The 17,069-nt window shown below is 66.9% G+C and carries 19 protein-coding genes and 1 pseudogene; 5 read left to right on the forward strand and 15 right to left on the reverse strand.

Translation table 11 applies throughout. From position 1 onward, the window contains the following. Positions 1–51: 51 nt before the first annotated feature. The 6 genes from M4D77_RS11765 to infA form a co-directional block, all read right to left on the reverse strand. Positions 52–1,104, reverse strand: coding sequence for a DNA-directed RNA polymerase subunit alpha (locus M4D77_RS11765; RefSeq protein ID WP_058251963.1), 1,053 nt, complete (start codon positions 1,102–1,104; stop codon positions 52–54). Between the two features lie 79 nt (positions 1,105–1,183). Then, positions 1,184–1,789, reverse strand: a complete 606-nt coding sequence (gene rpsD / locus M4D77_RS11770; protein ID WP_058251964.1) for a 30S ribosomal protein S4 — start codon at positions 1,787–1,789, stop codon at positions 1,184–1,186. A gap of 24 nt (positions 1,790–1,813) precedes the next feature. Continuing rightward, the gene (gene rpsK, locus M4D77_RS11775) at positions 1,814–2,221 is read right to left on the reverse strand and encodes a 30S ribosomal protein S11 (RefSeq protein ID WP_004023536.1); all 408 of its coding nucleotides are present in this window, start codon (positions 2,219–2,221) and stop codon (positions 1,814–1,816) included. Further along, the gene (gene rpsM / locus M4D77_RS11780) at positions 2,221–2,589 is read right to left on the reverse strand and encodes a 30S ribosomal protein S13 (protein ID WP_004023537.1); all 369 of its coding nucleotides are present in this window, start codon (positions 2,587–2,589) and stop codon (positions 2,221–2,223) included. The genes rpsK and rpsM overlap by 1 nt, the downstream gene beginning before the upstream one ends. Positions 2,590–2,799: 210 nt before the next feature. After that, positions 2,800–2,913 (reverse strand): 50S ribosomal protein L36, encoded by a 114-nt coding sequence (gene rpmJ, locus M4D77_RS11785; protein ID WP_005207978.1) that lies wholly within the window; start codon positions 2,911–2,913, stop codon positions 2,800–2,802. A 117-nt stretch (positions 2,914–3,030) separates the two neighbouring features. Then, positions 3,031–3,252, reverse strand: coding sequence for a translation initiation factor IF-1 (gene infA, locus M4D77_RS11790; RefSeq protein ID WP_004023539.1), 222 nt, complete (start codon positions 3,250–3,252; stop codon positions 3,031–3,033). Positions 3,253–3,436: 184 nt separating this feature from the next. On the opposite strand from infA, the gene M4D77_RS11795 reads away from it, so the two are divergent. From M4D77_RS11795 to fdhD, 5 genes are read left to right on the forward strand one after another with little or no spacing between them, the layout of a single operon-like run. Further along, positions 3,437–3,844 (forward strand): iron chaperone, encoded by a 408-nt coding sequence (locus M4D77_RS11795; protein ID WP_259936263.1) that lies wholly within the window; start codon positions 3,437–3,439, stop codon positions 3,842–3,844. Between the two features lie 27 nt (positions 3,845–3,871). Then, a complete protein-coding gene (locus M4D77_RS11800) occupies positions 3,872–4,264 on the forward strand; it encodes a phage holin family protein (RefSeq protein WP_058251965.1) in 393 nt (130 codons plus the stop codon). After that, the gene (locus M4D77_RS11805; RefSeq protein ID WP_259936264.1) at positions 4,261–5,010 is read left to right on the forward strand and encodes an SIMPL domain-containing protein; all 750 of its coding nucleotides are present in this window, start codon (positions 4,261–4,263) and stop codon (positions 5,008–5,010) included. Before M4D77_RS11800 ends, M4D77_RS11805 begins: the two co-directional genes overlap by 4 nt. 40 nt (positions 5,011–5,050) lie before the next feature. After that, on the forward strand, positions 5,051–5,500 hold the full coding sequence (gene dtd / locus M4D77_RS11810; protein WP_065631828.1) for a D-aminoacyl-tRNA deacylase: 450 nt from the start codon (positions 5,051–5,053) through the stop codon (positions 5,498–5,500). 40 nt (positions 5,501–5,540) lie between these two features. Continuing rightward, positions 5,541–6,407, forward strand: a complete 867-nt coding sequence (gene fdhD, locus M4D77_RS11815; RefSeq protein ID WP_065631895.1) for a formate dehydrogenase accessory sulfurtransferase FdhD — start codon at positions 5,541–5,543, stop codon at positions 6,405–6,407. On the opposite strand, the gene M4D77_RS11820 is transcribed toward fdhD, so the two are convergent. The 9 genes and pseudogenes from M4D77_RS11820 to M4D77_RS11860 all read right to left on the reverse strand — a co-directional run. Then, on the reverse strand, positions 6,379–7,509 hold the full coding sequence (locus M4D77_RS11820) for an ABC transporter ATP-binding protein (protein WP_259936265.1): 1,131 nt from the start codon (positions 7,507–7,509) through the stop codon (positions 6,379–6,381). The genes fdhD and M4D77_RS11820 overlap by 29 nt on opposite strands. Before the next feature lie 49 nt (positions 7,510–7,558). After that, entirely contained in the window at positions 7,559–8,872 is a 1,314-nt protein-coding gene (locus tag M4D77_RS11825) for an ABC transporter substrate-binding protein (protein WP_259936266.1), read from the reverse strand. Positions 8,873–8,977: 105 nt separating this feature from the next. Further along, positions 8,978–9,814 (reverse strand): carbohydrate ABC transporter permease, encoded by an 837-nt coding sequence (locus M4D77_RS11830; RefSeq protein WP_068969967.1) that lies wholly within the window; start codon positions 9,812–9,814, stop codon positions 8,978–8,980. 116 nt (positions 9,815–9,930) lie between these two features. Then, positions 9,931–10,845 carry a carbohydrate ABC transporter permease gene (locus M4D77_RS11835; RefSeq protein WP_189340023.1) on the reverse strand — a complete coding sequence of 305 codons (915 nt, stop codon included), beginning with the start codon at positions 10,843–10,845 and terminating at the stop codon, positions 9,931–9,933. Between the two features lie 88 nt (positions 10,846–10,933). Beyond that, positions 10,934–13,021 carry a bifunctional lysylphosphatidylglycerol flippase/synthetase MprF gene (locus tag M4D77_RS11840; protein WP_259936267.1) on the reverse strand — a complete coding sequence of 696 codons (2,088 nt, stop codon included), beginning with the start codon at positions 13,019–13,021 and terminating at the stop codon, positions 10,934–10,936. 136 nt (positions 13,022–13,157) lie between these two features. Further along, positions 13,158–13,955 carry a type I methionyl aminopeptidase gene (map, locus tag M4D77_RS11845; RefSeq protein ID WP_068969970.1) on the reverse strand — a complete coding sequence of 266 codons (798 nt, stop codon included), beginning with the start codon at positions 13,953–13,955 and terminating at the stop codon, positions 13,158–13,160. Positions 13,956–14,008: 53 nt separating this feature from the next. Further along, positions 14,009–14,563, reverse strand: coding sequence for an adenylate kinase (locus tag M4D77_RS11850; RefSeq protein WP_004023564.1), 555 nt, complete (start codon positions 14,561–14,563; stop codon positions 14,009–14,011). Next, the gene (gene secY / locus M4D77_RS11855; RefSeq protein WP_058251974.1) at positions 14,560–15,888 is read right to left on the reverse strand and encodes a preprotein translocase subunit SecY; all 1,329 of its coding nucleotides are present in this window, start codon (positions 15,886–15,888) and stop codon (positions 14,560–14,562) included. Before secY ends, M4D77_RS11850 begins: the two co-directional genes overlap by 4 nt. Positions 15,889–16,109: 221 nt before the next feature. After that, a pseudogene (locus tag M4D77_RS11860) lies at positions 16,110–17,069 on the reverse strand (hypothetical protein); the annotation flags it as partial.

Here is a 17,069-nt window from a genome sequence, read left to right on the forward strand (position 1 = left end):
CGATGCGGAAGTCAGGGTTGGGCAGTGACAGCTACCGCCGCGTCGTAGCGACTACAGCTGCTCGGTCTCCGCGAAATCCTCACCGGAATCGGCGTCGAAGGACGCGTCTTCCGACCACGTGCCGGTGGCCGGGTCGTAACCCGCGACCTGCGACGGATCGAAGCTGGCCGGGCTGTCCTTGAGGGACAGGCCGAGCGCGTGCAGCTTGACCTTGACCTCGTCGATCGACTTCTGACCGAAGTTGCGGATGTCGAGCAGATCCGACTCGGTCCGTGCAACCAGCTCGCCGACGGTGTGCACACCCTCGCGCTTGAGGCAGTTGTAGGAACGAACGGTCAGCTCGAGATCCTCGATCGGCAGGCTGAACGACGCGATGTGGTCGGCCTCGGCCGGCGACGGCCCGATCTCGATGCCCTCGGCCTCGACGTTGAGCTCCCGGGCGAGGCCGAACAGCTCCACCAGGGTCTTGCCCGCCGATGCCAGCGCGTCACGCGCACTGATCGAGTTCTTGGTCTCCACATCGAGCACCAGTCGATCGAAGTCGGTGCGCTGTTCGACACGGGTGGCCTCGACCTTGTAGGTCACCTTGAGCACCGGCGAGTAGATCGAGTCGACCGGGATGCGGCCGATCTCGGCACCCGACGCCTTGTTCTGCACGGCCGGGACGTATCCGCGGCCCCGCTCGACGACGAGCTCGATCTCGAGCTTGCCCTTGTCGTTCAGGGTGGCGATGTGCAGATCGGGGTTGTGCACGGTGACACCGGCCGGGGGCACGATGTCGGCACCGGTGACGGTGCCCGGACCCTGCTTGCGCACGTACATGGTGACCGGCTCGTCCTCGTCCGAGCTGACCACGAGGCCCTTGAGGTTCAGGATGATGTCGGTGACATCCTCCTTGACCCCGGCCACGGTGGTGAACTCGTGGAGGACACCGTCGATGCGGATGCTGGTGATGGCTGCACCCGGGATCGAGCTGAGCAGCGTACGACGCAGCGAGTTGCCGAGGGTGTAGCCGAAGCCCGGCTCGAGCGGCTCGATGACGAACTTCGAGCGGTTCTCGGCGAGGACTTCCTCGGTGAGGGTGGGTCGCTGTGAGATGAGCATTCTGTGGATCTCTCCTTTGGCCGCCCGCTATATGACGGCCTCGAGGGGTGTACCGAACAGCTGTTGCTGTCGGGCGGTGTTACTTCGAGTAGAACTCGACGATGAGCTGCTCGGTCAGCGGGACATCGATCTGGGCACGCTCGGGCACGCTGTGCACGAGAACACGCAGGGTCGACGGCACGACCTGGAGCCAACCCGGAACCGGACGATCGCCGACGAGCTCCTTGGCGATCTGGAACGGGACGGTCTGCAGCGACTTCGGGCGGACATCGATGATGTCGTACTGGCTGACGCGGTAGCTGGGCACGTCGACCTTCACACCGTTGACGGTGAAGTGGCCGTGGCTGACCAGCTGGCGGGCCTGGCGACGGGTACGCGCGATGCCGGAGCGGTAGATCACGTTGTCGAGACGGGTCTCGAGGATCTTCAGCAGTTCGTCACCGGTCTTGCCGGTGCGACGGTTCGCCTCTTCGTAGTAGCGACGGAACTGCTTCTCCAGGACGCCATAGGTGAAGCGCGCCTTCTGCTTCTCCTGCAGCTGGAGCAGGTACTCGCTCTCCTTGATCCGCGAACGGCCGTGCTGGCCGGGCGGGTAGGGGCGACGCTCGAAGGCAGCGTCTCCACCGATCAGGTCGACGCGAAGACGACGAGACTTCTTGGTTGCGGGGCCGGTATAACGAGCCATGTTTCTCTGTTCCTCCCTTTCCCGCTAGACCCGACGCCGCTTGGGCGGACGGCAACCGTTGTGCGGCTGCGGGGTGACATCGGAAATGGTGCCGACCTCGAGGCCGGCTGCCTGCAGGGAGCGGATGGCGGTCTCGCGACCCGAACCCGGTCCCTTGACGAACACGTCGACCTTCTTGACGCCGTGCTCCTGGGCCTTGCGCGCAGCGTTCTCGGCCGCGAGCTGAGCCGCGAACGGGGTGCTCTTGCGCGAGCCCTTGAAACCGACGTGGCCCGACGACGCCCAGCTGATGATGTTGCCGCTGGGATCGCTGATCGACACGATGGTGTTGTTGAACGTCGACTTGATGTGTGCGTGGCCGTGCGGGACGTTCTTCTTATCGCGACGGCGGGTGCCCTTCTTGGGGCCTGCGCTACGTGACTTCGGAGGCATTACTTCTTCTTCCCGGCGATGGTCTTCTTCGGGCCCTTGCGAGTGCGGGCATTGGTCTTGGTGCGCTGTCCACGAACGGGCAGGCCACGACGGTGGCGCAGACCCTGGTAGCAGCCGATCTCGATCTTGCGACGGATGTCGGCCTGCACCTCGCGACGGAGGTCACCCTCGACCTTCACCGAGGCTTCGATGTACTCACGCAGCTTCGAGACGTCTGCGTCGGTGAGATCCTTCGCTCGGAGGTCAGGGCTCAGGCCCGTTCCCTCGAGGATCTCCTTGGAGGTGGTGCGCCCAACTCCGTAGATGTAGGTCAGTGCGATCTCCAGCCGCTTCTCGCGGGGGAGATCCACACCAGCAACACGTGCCATGTGGCGGATTTCCTTTTCGATTTTCAGAGGTCTGCTCCCAGTCCGTCCCGCGAGCTGGTGCCGAACCGTGTGTCCGGCCTCGTGGGCTCCGGCCTCTGATCCGGAGGTAGGCGGTGACGCGTCTGTCGCCGCTGGTGTTGGGAGGTCCTTGTGTATTGAGTTGTCGATCTTCAGTTGTTCTGACTCAAGCGACCCGGAGGGTGCGCGTGATCAGCCCTGACGCTGCTTGTGACGCAGGTTCTCGCAGATCACCATGACCCGACCGTTACGACGGATCACCTTGCACTTCTCGCAGATCGGCTTGACGCTCGGCTGAACCTTCACGTCAATCTCTCCTGCTCGGCTCGCCCGCGCGCACGCCGAAACGGCCGTACACGTGGGTGTCGGTCTCCTCCCGAACGGATGTCCGGGAAGTCTGTCCCCGGCGACGCCGGGAAAGTCCTACTTGTAGCGGTACACGATTCGCCCACGAGCCAGGTCGTAGGGCGAGAGTTCCACGACGACCCGGTCCTCGGGCAGGATGCGGATGTAGTGCTGCCGCATCTTGCCGCTGATGTGGGCGAGAACCTTGTGTCCGTTCTCCAGCTCAATACGAAACATCGCATTGGGCAGGGGTTCGATCACTCGACCCTCGACCTCGATGGCCCCGTCTTTCTTCGCCATGTCCTCCGCGATCCTGGCCGTGACCACGACATCCGGGCGACGTCGCGGCCCATTGGCCGGGTTGAATCAGTGTTTGTCCGTTAGGGTGTGGGCACCGGTCCGCGAGGACCTGCACCCGGTGTGCGCCGACCGGACCCACGTGCTGACACGCCGAGGCCCGGCGCGCGATGCGCACCGACGGTCCATGCTACGCGAACAGGCAGGCCAGGCCAAATGCGTGCGCGGCGTCGCAAGGAGGTCCAAGCGGATGGGGACGGTCGACGACTATCTCGACGGGCTCGACCCGGACGACCGCGCGGTCATCTCCCGGTTCTATGACGTCTCCCGCGACACGGTCCCCGGCACCGCGCAGGGCAAGGGCTACGGGATGCCGGCCCTGACGTATCGCGGTAGCCCGCTCCTGTCGGTGATCCGCACCAAGAAGCACATCGGGCTGTACCCGTTCAGCCCCGACGCGGTCGACGCCGGGCGGCCGTTCCTCGCGGGATTCGACGTCCAGAAGGGCACCGTACGTTTCCAGCCCGACGCCCCTCCGTCAGACGACGCGATCCGCGCCATGATGACGTTCCGTCGCGATCAGATCGATGGTTGAGGCGAGGGGTGCTGGCACAATGTCGCCATGCTTGCCTTCCTCGTCCGCACCGTGCTGACCGCGGTGGCCCTGTGGGTCGCGACGCTGATCGTGCCGGGCATCGACTTCGTGGGCGGTTCGACGACCGCCGAGAAGGTCGGTATCGCCCTGGTGGTCGCCGTGATCTTCGGCGTCCTGAACGCGATCATCAAGCCGATCGTGCAGATCATCGCGATCCCCTTCTACATCCTCACGCTCGGTCTGATCCACATCGTCATCAACGCATTGATGCTGGAGCTCACCGCGTGGATCACCAGAAACACCACGCACTGGGGGCTCGAGGTCGACGACTTCTTCTGGTCGGCGATCTTCGGCGCCATCGTCGTGTCGGTTGTCGGGTGGCTGCTGGCCCTGCTGATGCGCGACCCGGTCGACCGATGACGAGAACACGCGGCGCCGACACACGGCGCCCCGCACTCCGGACGACGTCGGTCCTCGCGGCGCTCGCCGCCGTGGTCCTGGTGGTGGCCGGGTGCGGCAGCGACACCGGCGGGGAGCCACGGTCGGTGACCGTCGTCGGGTCGGGCCAGGTCAGCGGCACCCCGGACACCCTGCGCGCCGACATCGGCGTGGAGGCGACCGCGTCCGATGTGACGACCGCGCTGAACGATACGAGCGCCAAGGTCACCGCGGTCACCGACGCGGTCGTCGCGGCCGGAGTGGAGCGCAAGGACGTCGCCACGCAGCAGGTGTCGGTGAACCCGCAGTATTCGAGTCCGGCACCCGGCGGTTCGAGCCAGATCAGCGGATACACCGCGACCAACACCATCCGCGTGACCATCCGCGACATCTCGACGGCGTCGACCGTGCTGAGCGCCGCCGCGACCGCCGGTGGGGACAACACGCGCATCAACAACGTCGCCTTCGCCATCGACGACGACTCGGAACTCCTCGAGAAGGCGCGCGAAGCCGCGTTCACCGACGCCCGGGGCCGCGCGCAGCAGTACGCCGGTCTCGCCGGCGACTCACTCGGCGACGTGCTGACCATCAAGGAGAGCACCAGCGGCCAGGAACAGCCGGTCTCGCCCGGTACCTTCGAACGCGACGTGGCGGCCGCGCCCGTACCGGTCGAGCCCGGCCAGCAGGAACTCACCTTCACCGTCACGGTCACGTTCGCGCTCGACTGAACACCCCGTCCGTGCACCGCACCCGGAGATCGGAGGACCGATGCGCGCCGTGCTCCAGCGCGTCAGCCGAGCGAGTGTGAGCGTCGACGGCGAGGTCGTCGGCGAGCTCGACATCCCGCCCGGCGGCGCGGGTCTCGTCGCGCTCGTCGGTGTCACACACGACGACACCACCGACCACGCGGTCCGGCTCGCCGACAAGATCTGGCGCCTGCGGATCTTCGACGGCGGGGACGGTCCCGAACGCGCGGCCGCCGACCTCGACGCCCCGATCCTGGTGATCAGCCAGTTCACGCTCTATGCCAACACCGCGAAGGGCCGGCGCCCGTCGTGGAATGCCGCCGCGCCCGGGCCCGTCGCCGAACCGCTGGTCGACGCGGTGGTCGACGCGCTCCGGGCCGCCGGCGCCACCGTGGCCACCGGCCGTTTCGGGGCGCACATGGAAGTCGGTCTCGTCAACGACGGCCCGGTCACCCTGGTGCTCGACGTCTGAGACCGCAGCCACGAACAGTCGCAGGACTACCGTGGTGCCGGTGGGACGAATCACCGCACGCCGCCGCGTCACCCGTATCCGACGCGATGCGGAACCGACGCAGCGCGCGGACACCCTGGCCGTCGAGGAGCCGCTCGAGATCCGGGTCGGCGGGCGCACACTCGCGGTCACCATGCGCACTCCCGGCCACGACTTCGAACTGGTCGCCGGCTACCTGGTCTCCGAAGGTGTGGTGACCACCGGCGCGGATTACTCGACGGCCCGTTACTGCGCAGGCACCGACGCGCAGGGCGCCAACACCTACAACGTCATCGACGCGACGCTCGCCCCGCATGTGCCGCCACCCGGTTCCGAGATGGTCCGCGCCAACCCCGTCACGAGTGCATGCGGCATCTGCGGCAAGGACAGCATCGCCGCGGTCCACACCGCGTCGGTCCATGATCCCGCCGCCGACACCATGACCGTGGCCGCCGGGACGGTCCTGGACCTCCCCGACCGGTTGCGCGCCGAACAGAGCGTCTTCGACAAGACCGGTGGCCTGCACGCCGCCGCGCTGTTCGACGCGGATGGTCGCATGCTCGCCGTCCGGGAGGACGTCGGTCGGCACAACGCCGTGGACAAGGTGATCGGGTGGGCGGTTCTCGCCGACCGACTACCCCTGTCGGGCACCGTCCTCCAGGTCTCCGGCCGCGCGAGCTTCGAACTCGTCCAGAAAGCCGCGATGGCGGGAATCTCGATGCTGTGCGCGGTCTCCGCGCCGTCGTCACTGGCGGCCGACGCCGCCGACGACCTCGGCATCACGCTCGTCGGCTTCTCTCGCGGCGAGTCGATGGTGATCTACAGCCGTCCCGATCGGATCTCCCTGTCCGAGGCCGCGATCACCGAAGAGGTTTCGGTCCCGCGCTGAGGTCGTGACGACGCGGATCGTCGAGGGCGACCCCGCTGATCGGATCGAACCAGTACGTCTCGTCGACCTCCGGGGTCAGCCCGATCACGTCACCGACCTCGATCGTCCGGCGATGATCGACACGGATGACGATGCGACTCCCGCGCAGCCGGACGTCCGCGCTGCAGTAGACGAACTGTTCGGCCCCCAGCTCCTCGACGAGATCGACCGTTGCAGTGAGGTTCCCGGCCTGCGGTGCAGCCGACACCTGCCACGACTCGGCACGCAGACCGACGACGACGTCGCCCGCGGACGCCGACGACAGCACCGACGGCGGAACCCGGACCTCGGCGCCACCGAGGCGTACGATGCCCGCGTCCACCCGGGCGTCGATCAGACACATCTGCGGCGAGCCCATGAACGACGCCACGAACAGGTTCGCGGGCCGCGAGTAGATCTCACGCGGACTCCCGACCTGTTGCAGCACACCGTGGTCGAGTACGGCGACCCGGTGCCCCATGGTCATCGCCTCGACCTGGTCGTGGGTCACATAGAGCGTCGTGATGCCGAGTTCCCGCTGCATGGCCGCGATCTGGGCACGCGTGCTCACCCGCAACTTGGCGTCGAGGTTCGACAGCGGCTCATCCATGCAGAAGACCTTGGGACGCCGCACGATCGCCCGCCCCATCGCCACCCGCTGCCGTTGCCCGCCGGACAGCTTCGCCGGCTTGCGACCGAGAAGCGGGGTGAGCTCGAGCATCTCGGCCACCTCACCGACCCGGGCCGCGGTGTCGGACTTGCTCATCCCGGCATTGCGGAGCGCGAAGCCCATGTTGTCGGCGACCGTCATGTTCGGGTACAGGGCGTAGTTCTGGAAGACCATCGCCACGTCCCTGGCCTTCGGCGCCATCCCGACGACGTCGACGTCGTCGATCAGGATCGCACCGGATTCGACCGACTCCAGACCCGCGACCATCCGCAGGCTCGTGGACTTGCCGCATCCCGACGGTCCCACGAGCACCATGAACTCGCCGTCGTAGACGGCCAGGTCGAGCGAGTCGACGGCGGGTTTCTGGCCGTCGGCGAAGCGCCGGGTCGCGCCGTCGAAGGTCACCGATGCCACGACCGGCCCCCTCGTCGCCGGCCCACGACCGGCCCCGCCACGTCGCCCGTCATGACGGGAGCTTCGGCGCGATCTGCGCCTCGTAGATCTGCGCGATCTGGCGCTGGGTGTCGGCGAGGGTCGCGGCGACATCGGCGTTCTGCAGGCCGATGCGCTCGTAACCGGTGCCGATGATCTTGTCGCCGCCGGGGACGAAGACCCGCGCGTTGTTCTGCGGTTGTGTCCGCGGAAGCTGCTCGATGGCGGTGGCGAAGTTCGGGTTCTTCTCCAGGAACGCGACCATCGACGGGTCGTCCTGCGCGGATTTGCGCACCGGCATGTAGCCGACATTCTGCGAGAAGTAGGCGGTGTTCTCGGTGTTGGTGATGAACTCGATGAACTTCAGCGCGTTGACCTTGCGCTCGTCGGACAGTTTGGCCGGGACCGCGAGACCGGCACCGCCCGTCGGGCAACCCGAGACCCCCTGCGGCGCGGGCAGGAAGGCAGTACCGAAGTCGAAGGCGGCGTTCTCCGTGATGCCCGACAGATCGCCGGTCGAGGCGATGGTCGAGGCGATGATGCCGGCGCTGAAGTCGCCGGCGATGTCGTTGGAGATCTTCGCGTACCGCTTCGTGTTGATCGAGTCGCTCAGATATTGCGCGGCCGCAACGGTCTTCGGATCGGTGAACTTCAGCTCCCAGTCGTTCGAGTAGGCGCCGCCGAATGTCCAGGTCGGCCCCTGGAAGGTCCATCCGAGGTAGTCGGTCGCGTTGCCCCAGCCGTGCGCGCGCTTGTCGCCGCCGACCACGGTCTGGATCCGCGGGCCCCAGTCGTCGAACTCGTCCCAGGTCTGCGGGCCGCGGTCGGGCAGGCCGGCCCGGCGCCACACGTCTTTGTTGTAGTAGAACAGCGGAGTCGACCGCGCGTACGGCAACGCCCACGTCTGGTTGTTCCACTTGTAGTCGCCGACAAGCGAATCGACGTAGTCGGCGGTGTTCACGTTCGCACGGCCGAAGAGGTCGTCGAGGGGGCTGATCGCGCCGATGAGCGCGAAGTTGAACCACCAGACGTCGGACAGGATCATGATGTCGGGCACGGCGCCGCCGGACAGCGCGGCGTTGAACTTCTGCGCCGCCTCCTCGTAGTTCTTGCCGGCGTCGACGAGCTGCACGGTGATGCCCGGGTTGGCCGCCTCGAATCGAGAGATGAGTTCTCGTTCGACCTCGATGGATTTGCCGGGGTGATTCGACCAGAAGCTCAGCTTCGAGGCGTCGCCCGACGACGAGCCGCCGTCACCCGAGGTTCCGGCGCAAGCGGCCACCAGAGCACCGGCCGCGGCCGTCGCGGACGCGGTGAGGAACCCGCGCCGGGACATGTTCATCATCTGTCGTCTCCTGTCGATCGTTTGTGTGTCAGTCGTTCTCGTGCATGGTGTTCTCGTGCTGGGCGTTCTCGTGCCAGGTGTTCTGGCTGGTGGGGTGCCGGCCGGTCAGCCCTTGACGGCCCCGGAGGTCAGACCCTTGATCATGTGCCGTTGCAAGGCCAGGAAGAGGACGAGCATCGGCAGCATCGCGAGCACGGTCGCCGCCATGACCGGGCCCCAGTTGGTGAGACCGTCGCTGTTCTGCAGGAGGGTCAATCCCACGGGCAGCGTGGCAACCGAGGCGTCGTCGGCCATCAGGAACGGCCACAGGTACTCGTTCCACTCGTTGACGAGGGTGATCGTCGCGAAGGCGACCATCGTCGGGATCGACAGCGGCAGCACCACTCTGGTGAGCAGGCGGAAGTGACCTGCCCCGTCCATCCGCGCCGCCTCGATGATCTCGGGCGGGATGGACAGGAAGTGATTGCGCATCAGGAAGGTCCCGAATGCGACACCGGCGAGCGGCAGGATGATGCCGATGAAGGTGTTCCGCAGTCCCAGTTGGGCCACCAGGGCGTAGTTGGTGATGACGGTGATCTGGTTGGGCACCATGAGCGCGGCGATGATGACGACGAACACGATGTTCTTGCCCGGGAAGCGCAGGAACACCAGCCCGTACGCGCTCAGCACGCCCAGCACGAACTTGGCCACGCCGAGGATCGAGGTCACGATGACCGAGTTGCGCAGGTAACTCCAGAACGGTACCGACGTCGTGGCCTCGACGTAGTTCTCGGGACGCCACGTCGACGGCCACCACACGGCCGGTTGCACGTAGATCTCGGTGCGATCCTTGATCGACGCCAACAGGATCCATACCAGGGGCAGCGCGATGATCACCAGCACCACCGCCATCGCCGCGTACCCGCACGCATCCGCCAGTCGTCGGCGGGTGGCCGGCGTCATCGCCTCACCGCCGGGGCGCCGTCGCTTCTGCCCGGGACCCGCCGGCGGACGTCCGGACTCCTCTGTGTGGCCCGGCTCGGCAACCCGTCTGGACGCCGGACTCGTGGTGACGGGCCTCATCGCGCTCCCCTGTCCATCATGCGCACCTGGATCACCGTGATGGCCAGCAGGACGACGAACATGACGGTCGCGACGGTGGCGCCGTAGCCGGCACGGAAGTTGACGAAACTCTCCTCGTAGACCTGGTAGACCATCGTGGTGGTGCCATTGCCCAACGGGCCGCCCCGGGTCATCACGTTGATGATGTCGAACACCTGTAACGAGTTGAGCAGCACGGTGATCGACAGGAAGAAGGTCGTGGGCCGCAGTTGCGGCAACAGCACCTTGCGAAAGTAGGTCCACCAGCCGGCTCCGTCGATCGCGGCCGCTTCGTCCAGGTCGGTCCGTTTACCCTGCAGCGCAGCCAGATAGATGACGAAGGCGTAGCCGAGGTTCTTCCAGATGTAGGTCACCGTGATCATGAACAGTGCCCACGACGGCTGCTGGTAGAAGTCAGGTGCAGAGCCCAGTCCGAGGCGCACCATCACGTCGTTGACGAGGCCGAAACTGGGGTCGAAGACGAACTGAAAAGCGATGCCGACCGCCGCCCCGGACAGTACGAACGGAGCAAAAGCTGCCGACCGCACCAGATTTCGGCCGGGCAGTTTACGGTCGAGCAACAGTGCGAGCGCCAGGCCGATGACCATGCTGCCGACGACAGCGGCAACCGTGAAGATGACGGTGTTGGCGACGATCACCCGGGTATCGGCACGGGTGAACCATTCGAGGTAGTTGTCGATCCCGACGAACGTCGCTCCCGCCTCGGCGATGTTCCAGTCGTAGAACGACATCCGGATGTTCTCGACGAGCGGTCGATACGTGAAGACGCCGAGGAGGACGAGATTCGGCACGACGAGCAGGAGGAACAACCCGTAGCTTCGCCAGGGACGCCGCCCCGTTGCGGGCAGCACATGTTCGTCGACCGATGACACTGGCGAAGTCTCGCCGTAGGAGACGACCGGATGGTGAACTCAGGCGGCGATTCCCGTGAACGATGCCTTCACAGCCGGGGCGGGCGGGTCAGTCCCCTCGTGACGCAGCCAGCCGGACCAGCTGACCGGTCGTGGCATCCGGCAGGTACGCCCTGGAGATGGCCACACCGATACGCGGCAGGTCGGATTCGTCCCGGAAGGCCAGATACACCGGCTCGTAGCGGGGATTGAACTTCTTCTTGAAGGTGTGCAGTGAGCGGAATCCGTAGTAGGGCTCGAGCGCGGCACCCAGCGTGTCGAGCAGTTTGTCGAGCGGCTCGGCGTCGAAGTCGCCCGTTCGCGCCAGCGGCGCGCCGGACAGCGAGATGAACTGCGCTCCCTCGTCTTTGAAGGCGACTGCCGACGACGCGATGAGATACTCGACGACCGGCCCGAACCCGTCCGTACGGCGTCGCATGATGTCGAGCGTCCATCCCGCGACGTCGCCACCCGGCGCGTACACCGGTAGCCACGAGAGCACGCCATGCACGTTGCCCGTCGGATCCACCGCGAGTGCCACCCGGACCGCGGGGTCCATCGCCTCCTCGACACTGCCCAGGGTGAACCCCATCTCGGGAAGGCCCTTGTCCCCCACCCACTCTTCCGAGATCGCGCGCACCTGGGTCTTGACGGCGAACGACTCGTCGGCCAGCGAGACCATTCGCATCGAGATGTCCTGCTTGGTGGCCTTGTTCATCGCCGATCGCACGTGCTGCCAGGGCTTGCCCTTGAACTCCAGACCCGGCAGGTCGACGATCGTGTCCTCGGCGATCTGCACACTGAGCCATCCGCGTCCGGTGACGATCTCCGAGGTCGCCGAGCCGATCGAGAACCAGCACGGAGTCGCGCCGGCGCTCTCCGCGAGGTCGACGAAGGCGTCGACGGCGTCGGCCAACCGCTCGGGTGCGCACACCGGGTCGGCCAGGGCCACCATGGTCCCGACGTGCTTTCGGTAGGTCACGACGGACTGGTCGTCGAGATCGCCCGCAGCGCCGGTGAACTGGTAGCTGTTGCCCGGCCAGGTCGTCATCCACGACATCGTGCCGCCGCCGTGCACCCGAAGCAGTTCCTTGACGCGGCCGACCGGATCGTCGTCCGAACCGGACGCACCGACCTGACGCACGCGCCACGGCACCGCGAACGCGAACCGGCCGGGGATCAGGATGGCCAGGACCAGCACCCAGAGCAACGTGGTTCCGAGCGTCACGGCGCCCTCGGACGACACGTCGGTGAAGACCACCAGGATCACCGCCAGGAGGGTCGCGATGACGTTGAGCGCACCGAGGACGACGGCCACCCACCACGCCCACCGCTTACCCCGCCGGAGTTGATCGGCGATGAGCACGTTGACGACGAGGCCGATGAGCATCGTGAACACCGAGTCGTCCCCGGCGTCGGTCGGCCCGAGCGGTCCGCTGCCCGGGAACAGGAACACCAGGAGGTTCGCGCCCGCGATGACCAGCAGGGCAGCGCAACCCAGCATGCGGACCTCACGCCGGGTACGCGGCACCCAACCGTGTTCGTTGGTGGCGAAGAACTTCTCCCCCACGATCAGCATGATGATCGCGGCGAGGACGTACTCGACCGAGGCGAGGGTCCCCTCGAACAGGAACGCGACCGAGACGATGGCGCCCAACAGGACCCGCACACGTAACCGCCAGGGCGATCGCACGGTCGCCGAGGCCACCGCGACCGCCGAGACCACCAACGCCCCCACCCCGGTGGCGCGCGACTCCGCGAGTTGCTCCGCCCACCGCCACGACGTGACCTCGGAGGAGAGCAACCACAGCAGCAACACCGTCAGCAGGGATGCGATCAGGTGGCCGCCCACACCGACCAGAACGGCCCTCACGGTGCCCAACTGCCATTCGGCCCAACCCATTCCGACGACGACCGCGACCAGCGCCAGCAGGTACAGCCAGGGCCCGGGTTCGACGAACGCGGAGCTGACCGGCGTCCACCACTTGCCCTCCCGAAGGGCGGGAAGCCCGAAGGCCACCTCGTGATACCACGACTTGTCGTTCGCCCTACCCCACAGCGATCCGGTCGTCGCGCCGACGATCAGCAGGGCCGCCGCGAGGGCGACGGTGAACGGAAGCCGCCGCACGACGGTGAGCCAGGAGACGTCGGAATGCATGGTCAACGGTACGACGACACGACCCGCCGCACACGGTCATCTGGTTGATCGGTCACGCGCCGGACGCTGGAACCCACCATTCGCACAGTGCGCGATTCGTATCGGTTCCCGTTACGAATCCCGCACTGGCGTGGAGTCAGACCGGGCGCGGGGTGAGGATGCGGGGTCCGTCGGCGGTCACCGCGACGGTGTGTTCCCAATGGGCGGAACGCGACCCGTCGTCGGTGACGACTGTCCAGTCGTCGTCGAGGACGGTGGTGTCCGTGGTGCCCAGCGTCAGCATCGGCTCGATGGCCAGGGTGGAGCCGATCACGAGCGCCGGCCCCTTGCCGGGTTCACCCTCGTTCGCCAGGAACGGTTCCATGTGCATCTCGCGGCCGATGCCGTGGCCGCCGTAACCGTCGACGATGCCGAAGGGCCGGCCGAACTTCTTCTCCGCGGCGCGCGTACCGAGTTCGATGGCGTGAGAGATGTCGGTGAGGCGAGCGCCGTCGACCATGGCCGCGATCCCCGCCTCCATCGACAGCCGCGTCGCCTCCGAGAGTTCCTCGTCGGCGGTGGACAGTTCCCCGACCCCGAAGGTCCAGGCCGAGTCCCCGTGCCAGCCGTCGAGGATGGCGCCGCAATCGATCGACACCAGATCGCCGTCGGCGAGAACGACGTCCGCGGACGGGATGCCGTGGACGACCACGTCGTTCACCGAGCTGCAGATGGATCCGGGAAAGCCGTGGTAGCCCTTGAACGAGGGCACCGCCCCGGCCCCCCGGATCACGGATTCGGCGACCTCGTCGAGATCGAGGGTGCTTACCCCCGGCTTCGCCGCATCGCGCACGGCGACGAGCGCGGCCCCGACAACCGCGCCCGCCGCGGCCATGGCATCGAGCTCGCCCGCACTGCGGAAGGGGACGACGCGCTTGCGCTTACGAAAACCCATGCCCTACAGCGATTCCTCGGTTGTCAAAGACTGTGCGGTCAGAACGCAGCGGGTCAGGAGACGCCGGCGCCGAGCGCGCTCAGGACGCGCTGGTGGACGCCCTGGATGTCACCGACCGCGTCGATCGTCTTGACCTGGTCGCCGTAGTACGCGAGCAGCGGCGCGGTCTCCCGGGTGTAGACGTCCATCCGGTTGCGGATGACCTCTTCGGTGTCGTCGGCGCGGCCACGCGCCAGCATGCGCTCCACGACGACGTCGGTGTCGACGACGAACGAGAGCACGGCGTCGAGCGAGGCGTCGAGATTCGCCAGGATGTCGTTCAGCGCGTCGGCCTGCTCGGTCGAGCGCGGGAAACCGTCGAGGATGAAACCCTTCGACGCATCCGGCTCGCCGACGCGGGCGCGGACCATGTCCACCGTGATCTCGGACGGGACGAGGTTGCCGGCGTCGAGGTACTTCTTGGCCTCCACACCCACGGCGGTGCCCTGGGAGATGTTGGCGCGGAAGAGGTCACCGGTCGAGATGTGGGGGATCCCGAGTGCTTCGCTCAAAAGCTCCGCCTGGGTGCCTTTACCTGCTCCGGGCGGGCCGAGAATGACAAGTCTCACTTCAAGAATCCTTCGTACTTGCGTTGCATCAACTGACTGTTGATCTGCTTCATCGTGTCCAGACCCACGCCGACCATGATCAGTACGGCCGTACCACCGAACGGCAGGTTCTGGACGTTGCCGCTGTTACCGATCTCGAGGAACAGGTTCGGGAGTACCGCGATGATACCGAGGTAGATCGAGCCCGGCAGAGTGATGCGACTGAGCACATACCCGAGGTATTCGGCCGTGGGCGCTCCCGGACGGATGCCCGGGATGAATCCACCGTACTTCTTCATCTCGTCGGCGCGCTCCTCCGGATTGAACGTCACCGCCACGTAGAAGTACGTGAAGAAGATGATCATCAGGAAGTAGACGGCGATGTAGACGCCGTTGCTCGGGTCGGTCAGGTACCTGGTGACGTATTCCTGCCAGGTCGACTGCGTCCCATCGGGATTGCGCGTGAGTTCGACGATCAGCTGTGGCAGATACAGCAGCGACGAGGCGAAGATCACCGGGATGACGCCGGCCTGGTTGACCTTCAGCGGCAGGTAGGTCGACGACCCGCCGTACATCTTGCGGCCCACCATGCGCTTGGCGTACTGCACCGGGATGCGGCGCTGACCCTGCTCGATGAACACTACGCCGGCGACGATGATCAGCGCGGCGACACAGACCAGGGCGAAGACGAGTCCGCCGCGGCTGTTGAGAATGGTGCGACCTTCGGCGGGGATACGCGCGGCGATACCGGCGAAGATCAGCAGCGACATGCCGTTGCCGATGCCGCGCTCGGTGATGAGCTCACCGAACCACATGACGACACAGGCGCCGGCGGTCATGACGAGCACGATGATCGAGAGACCGAAGATGCTCTGGTCGTTGAGGACTTCGCCGCTCTGCGCACAGGACTGCGGAAGGAGCTGGCCACGATCGGCGAGGGCCACGATGCCCGTCGATTGCAGGAGTGCGAGGGCCACGGCCAGGTAGCGCGTGTACTGCGTCATCTTGGCCTGGCCGGCCTGGCCCTCCTTGCGGAGTTGCTCGAAGCGCGGGATGACCACGGTCAGCAGCTGCACGATGATGGCCGCCGTGATGTACGGCATGATGCCGATCGCGAACACCGACAGCTGCAGCAGCGCGCCGCCGGAGAACAGGTTGATCAGGGAGTAGACCGAGCTCGACTCACCGGACGAGACCTCGTCGAGACACGCCTGCACGGCCTGGTAGTCGACACCCGGCGACGGGACGGTCGCTCCCAGCCGATACAGGATGATGATGCCGAGAACGAAGAGGATCTTCTTCCTCAGATCCGGCGTCCGAATGGCCGCGAAGAGGGGGGAAAGCACTAACTCCTCCTAGTAACGACCACGCGAGGTCTACGTTCCGGGTCGGTGCGACCCGACCCCCGTGTGCTCGGCAATCGACGATGATCTTTCGGGATGCGGCAGTCTTTGGGCGTGTCCGGCAGGACAACCTCTGAGACTCTAACAGTCACACCGAAACGCCCCGGTCGGGGGGGGGGGGGGGGGGGCCCCGCCCCCGGGGCGGGTTTGCCGACGTGACCCGGTCAGTCGGCGTCGGGTCCGGCGTCCGGGGTGTTGACGCCGATCCCGGTGTCCGTGTCGCCACCGAGGCCACCGGTCAGGCCGCCGGTCAATCCGCCGGTGAGGCCGGCGGTCGTGTCGGCCACGCCGCCGACGGTCGAGTCGACCGCGCCGCCGACGGTGGTGTCGACCGCACCGCCGAGTTCGGCGCCGGTGTCGGTCACGCCGCCCAGGTCCAGGCCGCCGTCCGCGCCGGCACCGCCGCCGGCGTCGACGCCACCACCGACCACCGCGCCGCCGGTCAGACCACCGGTCACCCCACCGACGATGTCGGTGGTCGTGTCGAGGGTGCCGCCGACCCCGGTCTCGAGTGAGCCCGCGGCGTCGCCGACCACGTCCACTGCGCCGCCGGCCGTGCCGGAGATCGCGGTGGTCAGTTCGGAGGTGACCTCCGCGGGCAGCTCGGTGTCGAGCGCACCGCCCAGGCCGAGGTCGCCGCCCAGACCGAGATCCCCACCGAGGCCTCCGCCCACGCCTGCGCCGGCGCCGAGAGCACCGTCGAGAACCGGACCGGCGGTGGCGCCCAGATCGGCCTCGCCGCTCCCGGCGCCCAGGCCGGCGAGTCCGGTCTCGAGGGTCCCCTCCAGGCCGCCCTGCAGAGTGCTGTCCAGCCCGGCGACCAGGTCCGTGCCGGTCTCGGCGACGGTGCCCAGGCCGGCCAGTGTGCCCGCGCCCAGGTTGCCGGTGAGGCTGTCGACAACTGTGCCGCCGAGGGTTTCGGTGACCAGGAGCGGTCCGCCCACGGTGATGGTGCCCTCGGGGGAGAGGATGAGGCTCGGGTTGACGATCGCCTCGAGTTCGCCGGTCAGTGCCCCGCCCAGGCCACCCGTCGCCTCCAGGGTCGAGTCCAGGGTCGCGACGAGGCCGTCGGTGGCCGACAGATCCACGTCGAGTGCGGAGCTGAGAACGGTGCTGAGGGCTGC

This window comes from Gordonia sp. p3-SID1431 (assembly GCF_025143765.1).
GTDB lineage: Bacteria > Actinomycetota > Actinomycetes > Mycobacteriales > Mycobacteriaceae > Gordonia > Gordonia hongkongensis.